The 14,299-nt window shown below is 66.8% G+C and carries 13 protein-coding genes; 6 read left to right on the forward strand and 7 right to left on the reverse strand.

Annotated features, from left to right (window positions below):
* Positions 1 to 123: 123 nt before the first annotated feature.
* Positions 124 to 1,236 (reverse strand): CaiB/BaiF CoA transferase family protein, encoded by a 1,113-nt coding sequence (locus AC4AMJ_RS03955; RefSeq protein ID WP_489917318.1) that lies wholly within the window; start codon positions 1,234 to 1,236, stop codon positions 124 to 126.
* A 181-nt stretch (positions 1,237 to 1,417) separates the two neighbouring features.
* Here AC4AMJ_RS03955 and mftE point away from each other — a divergent pair, with 181 nt between their 5' ends.
* The 4 genes from mftE to AC4AMJ_RS03975 all read left to right on the forward strand — a co-directional run bounded on the left by mftE (position 1,418) and on the right by AC4AMJ_RS03975 (position 5,403).
* Entirely contained in the window at positions 1,418 to 2,146 is a 729-nt protein-coding gene (mftE, locus tag AC4AMJ_RS03960; protein WP_489917319.1) for a mycofactocin biosynthesis peptidyl-dipeptidase MftE, read from the forward strand.
* Complete coding sequence (gene mftF / locus AC4AMJ_RS03965; protein WP_489896863.1) at positions 2,143 to 3,579, forward strand: mycofactocin biosynthesis glycosyltransferase MftF; 1,437 nt, start codon at positions 2,143 to 2,145, stop codon at positions 3,577 to 3,579. The genes mftE and mftF overlap by 4 nt, the downstream gene beginning before the upstream one ends.
* A gap of 5 nt (positions 3,580 to 3,584) precedes the next feature.
* The gene (gene mftG, locus AC4AMJ_RS03970; protein ID WP_489917320.1) at positions 3,585 to 4,907 is read left to right on the forward strand and encodes a mycofactocin system GMC family oxidoreductase MftG; all 1,323 of its coding nucleotides are present in this window, start codon (positions 3,585 to 3,587) and stop codon (positions 4,905 to 4,907) included.
* Positions 4,908 to 4,974: 67 nt separating this feature from the next.
* Complete coding sequence (locus tag AC4AMJ_RS03975; protein ID WP_489917321.1) at positions 4,975 to 5,403, forward strand: PPOX class F420-dependent oxidoreductase; 429 nt, start codon at positions 4,975 to 4,977, stop codon at positions 5,401 to 5,403.
* Positions 5,404 to 5,465: 62 nt separating this feature from the next.
* On the opposite strand, the gene AC4AMJ_RS03980 is transcribed toward AC4AMJ_RS03975, so the two are convergent.
* Both AC4AMJ_RS03980 and AC4AMJ_RS03985 read right to left on the reverse strand, forming a co-directional pair.
* Positions 5,466 to 6,137: a vitamin K epoxide reductase family protein gene (locus tag AC4AMJ_RS03980; RefSeq protein WP_489917322.1), complete on the reverse strand. Its 672-nt coding sequence runs from the start codon at positions 6,135 to 6,137 to the stop codon at positions 5,466 to 5,468.
* A gap of 26 nt (positions 6,138 to 6,163) precedes the next feature.
* Entirely contained in the window at positions 6,164 to 6,892 is a 729-nt protein-coding gene (locus AC4AMJ_RS03985; protein ID WP_489896859.1) for a DsbA family protein, read from the reverse strand.
* Positions 6,893 to 7,097: 205 nt separating this feature from the next.
* Here AC4AMJ_RS03985 and AC4AMJ_RS03990 point away from each other — a divergent pair, with 205 nt between their 5' ends.
* Together AC4AMJ_RS03990 and AC4AMJ_RS03995 are read left to right on the forward strand one after the other, a co-directional pair.
* Positions 7,098 to 7,775, forward strand: a complete 678-nt coding sequence (locus tag AC4AMJ_RS03990) for a FadR/GntR family transcriptional regulator (RefSeq protein ID WP_489917323.1) — start codon at positions 7,098 to 7,100, stop codon at positions 7,773 to 7,775.
* Between the two features lie 110 nt (positions 7,776 to 7,885).
* Positions 7,886 to 9,004, forward strand: a complete 1,119-nt coding sequence (locus tag AC4AMJ_RS03995) for a CynX/NimT family MFS transporter (protein WP_489918370.1) — start codon at positions 7,886 to 7,888, stop codon at positions 9,002 to 9,004.
* A gap of 580 nt (positions 9,005 to 9,584) precedes the next feature.
* Here AC4AMJ_RS03995 and AC4AMJ_RS04000 read toward each other — a convergent pair.
* The 4 genes from AC4AMJ_RS04000 to AC4AMJ_RS04015 form a co-directional block, all read right to left on the reverse strand.
* Positions 9,585 to 10,949 (reverse strand): 8-oxoguanine deaminase, encoded by a 1,365-nt coding sequence (locus AC4AMJ_RS04000; protein ID WP_489917324.1) that lies wholly within the window; start codon positions 10,947 to 10,949, stop codon positions 9,585 to 9,587.
* Positions 10,950 to 11,141: 192 nt separating this feature from the next.
* Positions 11,142 to 11,870, reverse strand: a complete 729-nt coding sequence (locus AC4AMJ_RS04005; protein ID WP_489896855.1) for an aspartate/glutamate racemase family protein — start codon at positions 11,868 to 11,870, stop codon at positions 11,142 to 11,144.
* 28 nt (positions 11,871 to 11,898) lie between these two features.
* Positions 11,899 to 13,464, reverse strand: a complete 1,566-nt coding sequence (locus AC4AMJ_RS04010) for an NCS1 family nucleobase:cation symporter-1 (protein ID WP_489896854.1) — start codon at positions 13,462 to 13,464, stop codon at positions 11,899 to 11,901.
* A 135-nt stretch (positions 13,465 to 13,599) separates the two neighbouring features.
* Positions 13,600 to 14,295: a GntR family transcriptional regulator gene (locus AC4AMJ_RS04015; RefSeq protein WP_489896853.1), complete on the reverse strand. Its 696-nt coding sequence runs from the start codon at positions 14,293 to 14,295 to the stop codon at positions 13,600 to 13,602.
* Between the last annotated feature and the right edge of the window lie 4 nt (positions 14,296 to 14,299).

Raw genomic sequence — 14,299 nt, forward strand, 5'->3', positions numbered from 1 at the left:
CTCGCCGACAGAACCCGGAACCTCGCCGACAGAACCCAGAACCTCGCCGAGAGAACCTGGAATCTCGCCGAGAGAACCCGTCTGGGCACTCTGGGTGGACCCGGGTTCTCTCGGCGCGGTGGGTCAGTCCTGCCAGAGAGTGGTGGGGTCGACGGCTTCGCGCGCCGGACCGGAGGGGGTCTCGGGGCTGGTCCGGGAGAAGCGGGGGGCCACCTGCGCCTGCATGACGCCGTCGATCTCGATCAGGTTGGCGCGCGCCGCCATGTGCGGGTCCGACGGCGCCTCGCCGAAGTCGAGCACCGGAGAGGTACAGGCGTCGGTTCCGTCGAAGACCTTTGTCCACTCGTCGCGCGTACGCGAGGCGAACGTATTCGTGAAGATCTCTTTGAGCTTGGGCCAGTTCGCGATGTCGTTCTGTCCGGGCAGGTCCGCGTCGGCGAGGCCCAGTCCGGTGATCAGCTCGGCGTAGAACTGCGGCTCGATGGCTCCGACGGCCATGTACTTGCCGTCGGAGGTCTCGTAGACCTCGTAGTAGGGTGCGCCCGTGTCGAGCATGTTCACACCGCGTTCGTCACTCCACAGGCCGGTGCCGCGGAAAGCCCACATCATCTGGCCGAGCACCGATGCGCCGTCGACCATCGCCGCGTCCACGACCTGTCCGCGGCCGGACACCTGACGTTCGAGCAGCGCGGCCAGCACACCCATGACCAGGAACATCGAACCGCCGCCGAAATCGCCTGCCAGGTTCAGCGGCGGCACCGGGCGGTCGTCCTTGCGGCCGATGGCGTGCAGCATGCCGGTCAGCGAGATGTAGTTGATGTCATGGCCGGCGCGGTCGGCACGCGGGCCCTGTTGGCCCCATCCGGTCATCCGCCCGTAGACCAGGCCCGGATTGACCGCCTCGAGGTCGTCCGGGCCGAAGCCGAGGCGCTCCATGACTCCGGGGCGAAAACCCTCGAGGATCACGTCGGCCTTGCCCACCAGTCGAAGAATGGTGTCCCGGTCCGCGGGATCCTTGAGGTTGGCCTCGACGACCTGCCGTCCGCGCAGCAGCGCGTCGGCGTTGCGATCGGCCGCAGGGAGCGAACCCGGTCGCTGCACGCGAACCACATCGGCCCCCAGATCGGCCAGCAGCATCGCGGCGTGCGGTCCTGGGCCGATGCCGGCGAACTCGACCACGCGGATTGCGCTGAGGGGCCCGTTTTTTCCGCTGCTGTGCGCGGCAGATGACGTCATGGTGTCCTCCCGATCCGTACCCGTTCCGATGTGTCGGGTCTCACGTTTGTCGGTCCAGCATCCCACAACCGATCGAGCGCTCGGACATACGGGCTGCCGAAGCCCACCGATGCCGGATTCCTATCGAAGAAATGCGCCGACTCGGTTAACACGCACCGAGCGCATCGCTAAAGTTGAACGAATGGGACGTCGGGCCGCGCTGGGACAGCTGTACTGGCCCGAACTGTCTGACCGATCGGTCACCCTTCTCGTCCCTCTGGGCGCGACCGAGCAGCACGGACCCCACCTTCCGCTCGACACCGACAGTCGCATCGCCGGGGTGGTGGCGGATCGGGCCGCGACACGGCTCGGGTCGGGTGATCCGCATGGAACGTCCGCGGTGTTGACGGCGCCGGGGCTGAACTACGGCGCGAGCGGCGAGCATGAAGGATTTCCGGGCACCATCTCGCTCGGCCATGAGGCGCTGCAGCTGATGCTGGTGGAGTACGGTCGCAGTGCCTGCCGCTGGGCGGATCGCCTGGTCTTCGTCAACGGGCATGGCGGCAACGGCTCGACGCTGGCCTCCGCGGTGCAGAGATTGCGCTACGAGGGGCGCGACGCCGCATGGTTCCCCTGCGCCTTCCCGGGTGGGGATGCCCACGCTGGATTCACCGAAACCTCTGTGCTGCTTCACTTTTCCCCGGAGGCCGTCAGTCTGTCGGCGGCGGAGTCGGGGAACGTGTCGCCGGTTGCGACCCTGTTGCCGACGATGCGGGCCGGCGGCGTCGCGGCCGTCAGCGCCAACGGTGTGCTCGGCGACCCGGACGGGGCAAGTGGCGAGGCCGGCGCGCGGCTGACCGACGAGCTGGTGTCGGGCCTGGTGGGTGCGGTACGAAGCTGGACAATCGACGAGAACGGGCGACTCGGATGACGGCGCTGGAACGGGCGCCCGAGGCCGCCACGGCGGTTGCGACCGGCCTGCCCGACGGATTCCAGGTCCAGATCGACATGCGCTGCGCCCGGCACCGCGACCTGCGGTTCCTGGTCGGCGGGTCGCCGACCCGCATGCTCCGGCTGACCGATACGGCCCTGGGGATGACATCGGCGGACGGTCGTATCGAGGTGTGTGACGCGGCCACCCGCGGTCTCGCCCGTCGACTGCTCGACAGCGGAATCGCCAACCCGCGCCCCATGTTCGGGCCACGACCCGACGATGTGACCGTCGTCGTCCCCGTTCGCGACAACCAGGCCGGCGTCGACCGCCTGCTCGACGCGGTGGCCGGGATGAAGGTGGTGATCGTCGACGACGGCTCCCTCGAGCCCATCCACGCCGCCCGTCCCGGCGTCGCTGTGCTCCGGTTCGACGAGAATCGGGGGCCGGCTGCGGCACGCAACGCGGGCGCCGCCGCCGCGACGACCGACTTCGTCGCGTTCCTCGATTCCGATGTGGTTCCCAGTGCGGATTGGTTGACCATGCTGCTCGGCCACTTCTCGGACCCCGCCGTGGCCATCGTCGCGCCGCGGATCGTCGGATTGAGCCGAACCGCACGTGATGCGTCTATGGTCGAGCGCTACGAGAACGGACATTCCTCTCTCGACATGGGGCCCGAGGAGTGCTCCGTGGTTCCCGGTAGCCGTGTGCCATATGTCCCGAGTGCGGCGATGGTGGTGCGGCGCAACGCTTTCAGTGGTTTCGACGAGTCGCTGCGGGTCGCCGAGGACGTTGACCTGTGCTGGCGGACGCACAAGGCGGGCTGGCGGATGCGTTACGACCCGGTGGCACAGGTGGCTCATGATCACCGCACCGACGTGCGCTCGGTGCTCGGCCGTCGTCGTTTCTACGGGACCGGTGCCGCGTACCTGGCCTCCCGGCATGGCGGTTTCGCGGCGCCGGTCGTGATGTCGATCCCGATGGCCGTGGCGGTCGTCGCGCTTCTCACGCGGACGAAGATCGGCTTCGCGATCGCGCTCATCATCGTCGGACAGACCGGGGTGCGCCTGCGCCGGCGCCTGGGCGAGCTACCCGGGGCCCCGATCGTGGCGACCCAGATGACCGGCCGTGCACTCGGGTTCGGCCTGCTCCAGGCGGCGGGTGCGATATGTCGGCACTACTGGCCGGTCGCCGTCCTCCTCGCGGTGTTCTCCGCTCGATTCCGGCGCCTGGCCATCGAGATCGCCGTTGCCGAAGGGATCGTGTCGTGGGTCCGGCAGGTGGTCGCCGAGCCGGCGGTGGGGCCTGCGCTGGGCCCACTCGGCTACACGGTCTTCCGGCGACTCGACGACCTCGCGTATGGCACCGGCCTGTGGCAGGGCGCGTTGCACGAACGCGATCTGGGTGCCCTGCGACCTGTTCTCACCACATAGACCTGATGCGAAGCGATCTCCCCACGGTCGTCGACACGGTGATCGTCGGTGCGGGCAGCGCCGGCTGCGTGCTGGCCGAACGGTTGTCGCGCAACCCCGATCGCTCGGTTCTGCTGCTGGATCGTGGCACAGCGGACTGGCCGTCGTCGCAGGTGCGGGATCTGCGCGCGCTGCCCATCGAGGGTGGCTCGCCGTACGCCACCCACCATGATGAGGCGACCGGGCTCGGTGTGGTGCGCGGGCGTGGACTGGGCGGGTCGTCGTCGGTGAACGGCGGCTACTTCCTCCGTTGGCACGCCGACGACTTCGTCGACTGGCAGTGGCGGATCGACGACGTCGCGCACTCGTACGAGGAACTCGACGGCGCAGGTGGGACGATGGCCGTGTCGGCGTTCGCCGACGACGAACTGGCACCCGTCGTCGACAGATTCGAATCGTATTGGGGGCGGATTCTTCCGGTGCGTGGGTATGACGACCCCTGGCCGATCGTCGGGGTGAATCGTGTCCGATCCAATCGGGACCTGATGTTCCGCATGACTGCGGCGGAGGCGTACCTCCGGCCTGCACTGCGTCGTCCGAACCTGATGCTCGGCACCGACGCGGAGGTCGACGTCGTGGTCTCGTCGGGGTCGAGGGTCACCGGCGTCCGGCTGGGGGATGAGGTGGTCGGGTGCGGCGAGGTCGTCCTCTCCGGAGGCACACTCGGCACGGCGGCGATCCTGCTGCGATCCGAACTCGAAACCCTCGGGGGGATCGACGAACTGCCCGTGCACGAACATCGTGAGGTTCTGGTGCATTACCGCAGCCGGATCGATGCGGCCACCCCGACCGCCCTGCTGCAGTCGGTCGTCCACACCGACGACGATCTGGAACTCCGTTGCTACAGCGCCGATATGGGCAGCTACATCAAGGGACTTCCCAGCGCGGGGCCGGCCATGGGCGTGGCGGTGATGCGACCGGGAACCGTCGGATCGATACGGCAGCGGGCCGCGGGTCACCCCATCGTCGATCTCGGCACCATCGACGCGACGACCGCGGGCCGACTCCGGGGTGGTGTCGCGGCAATCGGTCGGATGCTGTCGTCCGAGGTGTTCGCCGACATGATCGAGCCGGGTTCGGTCGTCGTGGACCCGATCGTGCGCACCTCCCAGCACGCCTGGGGCAGCATGCCGATGGGCTCGCGGACGGATTGGCTGGGAGCGGTGACGGGACTGCGGGGATTGCGGATCGTCGACGGGTCGATCCTGCCGACCGCCGGTCGCAGCGGACCGCACGCGACCATCATGATGGTCGCCTGCCAGATCGGCGATCAGCTGGCCCACGAGTAGGTCCGCCGGCGGGGAGTGGGCAACCGAACTCATGCGACTACGTGGGTCTCCCCCGTAGGGTTGGGATATGGCTGCTTCCTTGGACCAACTGGCGATCCGCGATTTCCTCTCCAGCGGCACGAAGACCGGCCATCTCGGTTTTCTCGCCGCGGATGGGCGGCCCTTGGCAGCGCCGGTCTGGTTCGTTCTCGACGGCGATCGGATCGCGTTCAACACCGGCTCGACCACCGCGAAAGGGCGTGCGATAACCCGGGATCCGCGCGTGGTCCTCACGGTGGACCTGCCCGAGCCACCCTATGCATTCGTCCAGATCCAGGGTCACGCCGTCACCGGCGACGATCTCACCGAGGTGCGGCGGATCGCGACGCTCTGTGGCGCCAGGTACATGGGTGCCGATCGTGCCGACGAGTTCGGCAGCCGCAACGGTGTGCCGGGCGAACTCGCGGTCTGGATCAACCCGACGAAGGTGATCGCCGAACTCGACGTCTCCGCGTGACCTCGTTGCCCCGGCCGTGAACGGGTATCACCCGGTGGGCGTAGGAAACCCGAGGCCCCGTCTCAGATGAGAGTCGACCAGTAGTCCCAGAATTCGACTCCGATGGCCACGATCACCACCGCGTACCAGACGGGTAGCAACACCCACAGCCAGGAGCGTAGCTCCTGCCCCATCCGCGAGGAGCCGAGCACCCGTCCCGTGCTCAGCACGAGGATCAGCGGGGTGACCACCCACACCACCATGCAGTACGGGCACAGGGCATGGATCCGGTAGAGGCTCTGAAACGCCAGGAAGTTGATCATCACGAACCCGGCCAGCGTCCCGAGTGCCTGGCCGAGCCAGTACCAGCGGGGTAGGGAGATGCCGGCGGTCGCCAGTACGCCGGTGACCACGATCACCGAGAATGCCGCAATCCCGATGAGCGGGTTGGGAAATCCGAAGATCGCCGCCTGCTCGGTCACCATCACCGATCCACACGAGATGATCGGGTTGATGCTGCAGCTCGGTACGTAGGAGGGATCGGTGAACAGGTGGAAGCGCTCAACCGTGAGCGTTGCCGAGGCGACCAGACCGATCACGCCCGCGACGAGCAGTGTGATCGAGATGCCGCGCGACACGGGCACCAATCCCAGCAAGCCCGACGAGGAATCCCCGCCGGTGTCCTCGGTGTCCCGGTTGTCCACGGTGTGATCCCGGGTGTCGCCGGCTTCGTCTGCTGCGGTCGCCTCGGTCATGTCGGTGCTGCTCCCTGCTGATGCGGTCACTTGTTGGCGGCTGCCAGGACTGCGTCGCGAAGTGCGTCGGGGGTGGTCAACTGGACGACCTGGCCATTGATCTTGACGGTCGGGGTCGACGTCGCCGCCGTCTTCTCTGTGGTCTGTGCCACCCAATCACCGAACTGGCGGTCCTCGATGCACTGTCGGACGTTGCTGGCACCGGCCTGTGTGGCCAGATCGTTGAGCTTGTCGTCGGACAGGCCGGCCGAGCCTTCTGCCGGCTGCTGTGCGTAGAGCAGATCGTGGAACTTCAGCCAGGTGGAGAAGTCGCCGTCCTTCGCGGTCGATTCGGCGACACAGGCCGACGCATTGGCCGACCGGGTCGAGTAGTCCGTGGTCGACATCCGGTCGAGGAAGGCGATCGGGGTGTAGTCGACGGCGACCTTCGGGTTGTCCCGCAGTTCGGCGATGACATCGCCGAACTGCGCCTCGAACTGTCGGCAGGCCGGGCATTGGAAGTCCTCGACCAGGGTCAGGACGGCGGGTGGCGTGCTGCCGGCGGGCGCCGTGGTGACCCGGTACGCGTTGGTGTCCGTGGCGACCGTGACCTGCGCTGAGGTGCCCGTGCTCGACTCGTTCGACATGATCGCCCAGAGCCCGAGGCCCACGGCGACTGCGATCAGGACGACGGCCGCGCCGATCCTGATGAGCAGGGATCGGCGACGTTCGGCCTTGCGTGGGTCGACGACGACCTTCTTCGGACTCTGAGCCATGAGGTGCTGCTGCCTCCGCTGTTCGGTGTTCGGATGCTCGGGCCCGGCGGCTCGCCGGCGTTCTCCGGCGGCGCGGTCGGGGACCCGACCCAACCAGGCTACTTGGTCGGCGGAGCGGGCCCCGCCGGACTCGGGACGTCGTGCGCGCCGTCACTCCGAACGGAGCTGAGACGGATCCCTAAACATGGGATGTTAGGCTCTTTGGGTGTCCGAGCTCATCTCCCCGCCGCCACGCACCAGCGAACTGGTCGTCGGCCGCATGCAGGACCTGATCCGCACCGGGCGATGGGCGGTGGGGGAGCGGATTCCCGCCGAGCCCGAACTCGTCGAACAATTCGGGGTGGGGCGCAACACCATCCGTGAGGCGGTCCGGGCACTGGAGCATTCCGGACAGCTCGTGCCGCGACGCGGAGACGGGACCTATGTCCGGAGTAGCAACATGTTGGCCGCGGCTATCGAGCGCTGCGTACCCGGATCGGCTCAACGCGACCTTCTGGGTGCGCGCCGGGCCATCGAGGTCGAAGCGGCGGCCATTGCGGCGGAGCGAGGTCCGCACGAGCACCTCAGCGTTCTCCGCGAGCGACTCGCCGACGCCGAACGAGCGCTCGCCGGCGCCGACAGCGTCGCATACCTGCAGGCGGACATTGCTTTTCACGCCGCTGTCGTCGAGGCTTCTGGCAATCCGCTCTTGGTGGAGCTCTACGGCGGCATCGTGGAGGTCATGCAGCGTCTGCACGCCGAGGTGGTCGAGGCGAGTGTGGTGGATGGGGTCCTGCCGCCCGGGCATGCGGCGGTGGTGGACGCCATCGAGTCCCGGGACCCGACAGCAGCCCGTGACGCGGTCCACCTCTACCTCGACGAGTCGCTGAAAAGGCTCCCGTGACCGGCGGACCGTCGACCGCGCCGGCCGCACCGCGCGGTGCGGATCGGCCGACTTCCGAGGGCCGCGGCGCACCCACAGGGATCGCGGCCGTCGTCGCGGCGGTCGGCATCATGCTCGTCGCCGCCAACTTGCGTCCGCCGGTGGTCTCGGTGGCCCCGTTGATCGACGACGTCATGGCCGACCTCGGCGTGAGTGGCACCGGGGCCGGACTGCTGACCACGTTGCCGGTGCTGTTCTTCGGACTCAGCGCTCCGGCCGCGCCGCGTCTGGCGGCACGGTTCGGGATCGAACGGACCATCTTCGGGTCGATGATCCTGCTGATCGGGGGGATGTGCCTGCGGTACGTCCCGAGCATGGTGAGCCTGTTGATCGGCTCCGCCGTCATCGGGACGGCGATCGGAATCTGCAACGTGGTGTTGCCGGCACTGATCAAGCGCGACTTCGCACATCGGTCGGGTCTGATGACCGGGCTGTACTCGATGACCCTGTCCGGTGGGGCCGCCGTCGCCGCGGGTTTGACCATCCCTATCGATGAACGGTTCGGCGGTGACTGGCGGTTGACGTTGACCTCGTGGTCGGTGCTCGCGGCGGTGGCGATGGTGGTGTGGCTGCCGCAACTACGGCATGTGCATCGTGTCACGGTCACCGCCACGCCGACTTCGTTGTGGCGCAATCGCATCGCCTGGTCGGTCACCGTGTTCATGGCCGCCCAGTCGTTCGTCTTCTACACCTTCGGTGCCTGGCTGCCACAATTCCTGATCGACCGGGGCGCCAGCGCCGCCGACGCGGGGACCACCCTCGCCGTCGGCCAGGTCGTCGCGCTGACCGCATCGCTGGTGATCCCCGTCGTCGCCGGCAGATTCGCCGATCAGCGTGTCATCACGCTGGCCGCCATCGCCGTGTGCGCGATCGGGTTCGCCGGACTGCTGGCGACAGATACCTGGACGCATCTGTGGGTCATCCTGGTGATGGTGGGACCGGGTTCCTCGATCAGTCTGGCGTTGCTGTTCATGGTGCTGCGCAGTCCGTCGACGGTGGTGACCGGGCAGGTGTCCGGGATGGCGCAATCGGTCGGCTATGTCATTGCCGCGCTGGGCCCCATCGCCATCGGCGCCCTGCACGATGCCACCGGCTCGTGGACGTTTGCGTTCTCGGTGCTGGCACTCGCGCTGATCCCCCAGGCGCTCTCCACGCTCCTCGCGGCGAAGAACGTCACGATGAGGGTGTGACGGGAGGGTTGCGGCATTCCCGGTCCCGGAGGACTCTCGCCTTCGGGTCCCTGAGGACTGTCACCAGCCGGTCCCTGAGGAAGTCCGGAGCGCTAGTGGTGGACTGTCACCAGCCGGTCCCTGAGGAAGTCCGGAGCGCTAGCGGAGGACTGTCACGAAGGGCGGCCCTTCGTGACGCATCGCTCGTTCCTCGCGAGGCTCCTCAGGGAGCGGTGCGTGACGCATCGCTCGTTCCTCGCGAGACTCCTCAGGGAGCGGTGGGTGGGGTTGGTTTGCGTTGGTGGCGAAGTGCGCTTTATTTCCGGTCCCTGAGGAAGTTCGGAGCGCTAGCGGAGGACTGTCACGAAGGGCGGCCCTTCGTGACGCATCGCTCGTTCCTCGCGAGGCTCCTCAGGGAGCGGTGGGTGGGGTTGGTTTGCGTTGGTGGCGAAGTGCGCTTTGTTTCCGGTCCCTGAGGAAGTTCGGAGCGCTAGCGGAGGACTGTCACGAAGGGCGGCCCTTCGTGACGCATCGCTCGTTCCTCGCGAGGCTCCTCAGGGGGCGGATGGGGGAGCATCGCTCGTTCCTCGCCCGACTCGAATCAGACTGCGACACCCTGGATGCGGCGCGCGTGTCGGTCGTGTGCGGCGAGGACGTCGCCCACCGCGGGATTCTGAATCTGTCCATCGCGCACGAGGACCCGGCCGCCGACGATCGTCGTGTCGGCCGTCATCGGACCACATCGCAGCCACGCTTCGACCGGATCGGTGACGGCTCCGGCCAAGGACAGTGGAGATGCGGTCCACACCACCAGGTCGGCGCACGCCCCGGGACGCAGGTGCCCCGTTTCGTCGTCCCATCCCAGGCATGCGGCGCCTCCCCGGGTCGCGATGTGCAGGGCATCTCTAGCGGTCATCGCGGTCGGTCCGCCACGGAATCTTGCCAGTGTCAAGGCCGCCCGGGCCTCCAGCCACATCGATCCGTGGTCGGTGGACGCCGAACCGTCACATCCCAGACCGACCGGGCCACCGAGCGCCCGCAGGCGTTGCACGTCCGCAGATCCACCGCCGATCAGCATGTTGGAGCTCGGACAATGCGCCACGCCCACACCTGCCGTGGCCATGCGCGCCTGCTCCTCGTCGGTCGGATAGATGAAATGAGCCACCCACGAACGTGATTGCATCCATCCGACGCTCTCGAAGTACTCGACGGGACTCATGCCGTACATCGAGCGGCAGTAGGCGAGTTCGTCCTGATCCTCGGCCAGGTGGGTGTGCAGTCGTACGTCGTGTTTCTCGGCGAGCACGGCGGTGTCGGTCATGAATTGCGCCGTCACCGAGAACGGTGAGCACGGGGCGAGCGCCACGCGTGTCATCGCGCCGGGCTCGGGGTCGTGGTAACGGTCGATCAGACGTTCGCAGTCGGCGAGGATGTCGTCGGCGTCCTGAACCACTTCCACCGGCGGTAGCCCGCCGTCCTCGATCGACCGGGTCATCGAGCCCCGGTTGGCGTAGAAGCGGAATCCCAGATCGCCGGAAGCCAGGATCTGGGCGTCTATCAACTCATCTCGCGGGTGAACGTACATGTGGTCCGACGACAGAGTGCACCCGCCGAGCAGCAGTTCGGCCATGGCAACCCAGGTGGAGAGGTAGATCGATTCGGTGTCCACGTTCGCCCACATCGGGTAGAGGGTGGTCAACCAGTCGAACAGACCGGCGTTGACCACGGGCCCATGGGAGCGGGTCAGATTCTGATACATGTGATGGTGGACGTTGACCAGCCCGGGCGTGACGAGTCTGCCGCCTGCATCGATGTGCGTCGCGGCGTCCGGAGTCCGATCACCGACCGAACCGACACCCTGGACGCGACCGTCCTTGAGGGCGATCCATCCGGATGGCACTTCCCAGCCGGCATCGACATAGATGTAGGCGTTGGTGATGAGCAGGTCGCAAATCTGATCGGGCATGACGCATCCTCAGGGTCGGCGGCGTGTGCCGCAGCGTGCACCCTGTCCCGGACTCAGGCCATCCGGATCGTCACCGCACGGGGGCGGACGGGCCTTTCATGTGCAGGTAAGACTATCTGCTGCAATGGTTTCCGGCATGTTTCCGAAGGGTTTCAGCCAGGTGGCGGAGGGGTGATCCTGCCGACGCACCGGTCACGGACGGCCGAAGTCCGCCAGCGGTCCGGAGTACGGCTTGGGTGGCGGGGTGGCGAACTCCCCGGACGCGGTCCCGGTCTGCAGTCCGATGGCGGCCATCGCGCCGAGCATGCCCACACCGGCGGCGACGCCGTCGATGACGGGCGCCCCGATGGCGTCGCTGATGCGATGCGCGAGATCGGCCATGCCGGCGCATCCGAGCACGATCGCATCGGAGCCGTCCGTCTGCAGCGCCTCGCGGCAGGACTTCTCCAGGATCAACGCGGTCGCGGGATTGGTCTCGAGTTCGAGCACCGGGATGTCGCAGGCGTGGATCCCCCGGCACTGCCGGGTGAATCCATAGTGATCAACGAGATCAGCTGCGCGGCCGATTGTCCGGTGCAGGGTGGTCACGATCGAGAAGCTGCGTCCGAGGGGGACGGCGAGATGCATGGCCGCCTCGGCGATTCCCATGACGGGGGCGGAGGCGACCTCGCGAGCAGCATCCAGACCAGGGTCCCCGAAGCAGGCGATCAGGTAGCCGTCGCAGTCGGGATTGTCGACGATCGCGCCGAGAAGCCCGGGAACCGCAAGGGCTTCGTCGTAGTGGCTCTCGATCGACGCGGGACCCATCGCGGAGGTGACGGCGACGATCTCGGTGTCCGGACGTGCGACCGAGCGCGCCGCGGCGGCGATGACCTCGGTCATCGCCGCCGCGGTGTTCGGATTGATGACGCAGATGCGCATCGGTATGTCGTACTCCTGTGAGTCGTGCTTACAGCGCGGACGGTTCGAGCTTGCCGTCCTTGGCGGTCGGCAGGACGGCCGGGACCTCACCGCTGTCGTAGACGAAGCTCGTCGGCGCGATCTTCATGCCGACCCAGTAGACGATCCCGCCGGCCGCGGCTCCCATGAACCAGGTGAAGCTCGCCTGGTAGGCGGTGCCCCAGATGACGAAGCTGATCGGCAGGATCGAGGCGATGATCACCGCGATCACCGCGACCGGGTTCCAGCCGTTGCGGTAGGCATACGACTTGCCCGCGTCCATGCTGAACAGGTCATCGACCTCGATCTTCTGCTTTTTGATCAGGTAGAAGTCGACGATCAGGATGCCGAACAGCGGACCGATCACCGCACCGAGTGTGTCCATTGTGTAGTGGATCGCGGTGGGGTTGTTGAACAGGTTCCACGGGGTGATCAGCACCGAGCCGACCGCCGCGATCATCCCGCCGGTTCGCCAGGTGATCTTGGTGGGCGCCACATTCGAGAAGTCGAAGGCGGGGGACACGAAGTTCGCGACGATGTTGATGCCGATGGTGGCGATCGCGAACGTGAGAACACCGAGGACCGCGGCGGTGGTGTTGTCGATCTGGTCGACGATGTGCACCGGGTCGGTGATGATGTTGCCGTCCTCGTCCTTTCCGATCACCGTCGCGCCTGCGGACACGGTGCACACGACCAGCAGCGAGAAGAACAGGAAGTTGACCGGCAGACCCCAGAAATTGCCCTTCTTCACCTCGGCGAAGGACTTCCCGTAGCGGGAGAAGTCACCAAAGTTCAGCATCGGTCCGGAGAAGTAGGAGACCACCAGGGCGAAGGCGCTGATCATCTGGGTGACCGACGACCATCCTGACAGTCCGGGGCCGGTCGACAGATCGAGGCTGACGTTGCTCCAGCCCGCCTTGACGATCAGATATGCCGCCAGGGCGACCATCACGACGTACACCGCCGGACCACAGAAATCGATGAACTTGCGGATGGTGTCCATGCCGTTCCAGAACACGAACGCCTGCAGCACCCACATCAGGATGAACCCGGCCCAGCCGAGGATGCTCAGGCCGAGGAAACCGTGCTGATCGACGTCGCCCCACGGCTCGAGGCCCGGCCAGAACTTCAGCGCCAGCAAGCCGAAAGCGACCGACGCCAAGTAGGTCTGGATGCCGTACCAGACGACGGCGATGCATCCGCGGATGATGGCCGGGATGTTGGCGCCCTTGACGCCGAAGGCGACTCGGGTGGTGACGGGATAGGGCACCCCGGCCAACTGGGACGGCTTGGCCACCAGGTTGCACAACAGGTTGACGGCGATGATGCCGACCACGAGGGCGACGAGCACCTGCCAGGCGGCGATGCCGAGCGCGAACAGGCTGCCGGCGAAGACGTACCCGCCGACGCTGTGCACGTCCGACATCCAGAACGCGAAGATGTTGTACCAGGTCCACTTCTGTTCCTTGAGTGGCGCGAGGTCGGAGTTCGTCAGGTTTTGGTGATACCCGAGTTTGATGACGCTTTCGCCGGCCGCGCTCTCGTGCGCGGTCGCGACGTCGGTTGATGCAGACATATGGCTCTCCCGGTCAGGCGGTCAGCGGACATCCTCTGATAGGCGCTGATGGGATAAAGCTAGAAACCGTTTGTTACCCGGGAATTAACGAGTAGATATATTTTGCCGGGATTCGTGCTGGTCAGCACGCGATTGTCAGTCGTCGTGCCGGACCTCGAGATCGGCGGCGGTCTCGACGATCGCGCTTTCGAGGCGTTGGTGATGGATTTTCGCCACGTCCAGCACCGCTCCGGTGTCGCGAGCGACGAAAGCATCGAGCAGGGTGGCGTGATCGGCGTTGAGTGCCTCCTGAGTTGCGGTGCCGACCGCCCGCATCACCTGGAACGGTTCGGTCAGGTTCCAGGTCGCCTCGAACATGTTGAGCAGACGGGGCATTGCACAGGGAGTCGTGAGCTCGCGGTGGAACTGCCGGGAGATATCGTGAAATGCCTTGCGATCGTTGAACTTCACTGCTGTCACCAGTTCGTCGTGCCGTCCCCGCGCAGCGTCGATACCGGCATCGTCGATCCGGTCGACGGCCCGCGCCAACGCGGCTTGCTCCAGAGTTCCTCGCACGAAATAGATTTCGCGCAGCTCCTCGCTCGAGAGCTGGCTGACCCGGTAACCGGCGTTGCGCTGGTGGACCACGAGTCCCTCGCCGACCAGGGTCTTGAGGGCCTCGCGGACGGGGATCGGGCTGACCGCGAAGGCATCGGCGACCTCACCGGGCGGTATCTGGACACCGGGTGGCGCCCCACCGGACAGGATCAGGCGCCGCAATTCCTCGAGCACGTTGGCGCGTGCGTTGTCCGAGCGCGTCTCGACGAGCTGCGCGATGAGACGGTCGGTCATGCGT

This window comes from Gordonia sp. LMA484, assembly GCF_058129505.1.

Bases quoted from the DNA above. Each gene is read 5' to 3' on its own strand.
- AC4AMJ_RS03955 (WP_489917318.1), bottom strand. From the start codon at position 1,236: ATGACGTCATCTGCCGCGCACAGCAGCGGAAAAAACGGGCCCCTCAGC.
- mftE (WP_489917319.1), top strand. From the start codon at position 1,418: ATGGGACGTCGGGCCGCGCTGGGACAGCTGTACTGGCCCGAACTGTCT.
- mftF (WP_489896863.1), top strand. From the start codon at position 2,143: ATGACGGCGCTGGAACGGGCGCCCGAGGCCGCCACGGCGGTTGCGACC.
- mftG (WP_489917320.1), top strand. From the start codon at position 3,585: ATGCGAAGCGATCTCCCCACGGTCGTCGACACGGTGATCGTCGGTGCG.
- AC4AMJ_RS03975 (WP_489917321.1), top strand. From the start codon at position 4,975: ATGGCTGCTTCCTTGGACCAACTGGCGATCCGCGATTTCCTCTCCAGC.
- AC4AMJ_RS03980 (WP_489917322.1), bottom strand. From the start codon at position 6,137: ATGACCGAGGCGACCGCAGCAGACGAAGCCGGCGACACCCGGGATCAC.
- AC4AMJ_RS03985 (WP_489896859.1), bottom strand. From the start codon at position 6,892: ATGGCTCAGAGTCCGAAGAAGGTCGTCGTCGACCCACGCAAGGCCGAA.
- AC4AMJ_RS03995 (WP_489918370.1), top strand. From the start codon at position 7,886: ATGCTCGTCGCCGCCAACTTGCGTCCGCCGGTGGTCTCGGTGGCCCCG.
- AC4AMJ_RS04000 (WP_489917324.1), bottom strand. From the start codon at position 10,949: ATGCCCGATCAGATTTGCGACCTGCTCATCACCAACGCCTACATCTAT.
- AC4AMJ_RS04005 (WP_489896855.1), bottom strand. From the start codon at position 11,870: ATGCGCATCTGCGTCATCAATCCGAACACCGCGGCGGCGATGACCGAG.
- AC4AMJ_RS04010 (WP_489896854.1), bottom strand. From the start codon at position 13,464: ATGTCTGCATCAACCGACGTCGCGACCGCGCACGAGAGCGCGGCCGGC.
- AC4AMJ_RS04015 (WP_489896853.1), bottom strand. From the start codon at position 14,295: ATGACCGACCGTCTCATCGCGCAGCTCGTCGAGACGCGCTCGGACAAC.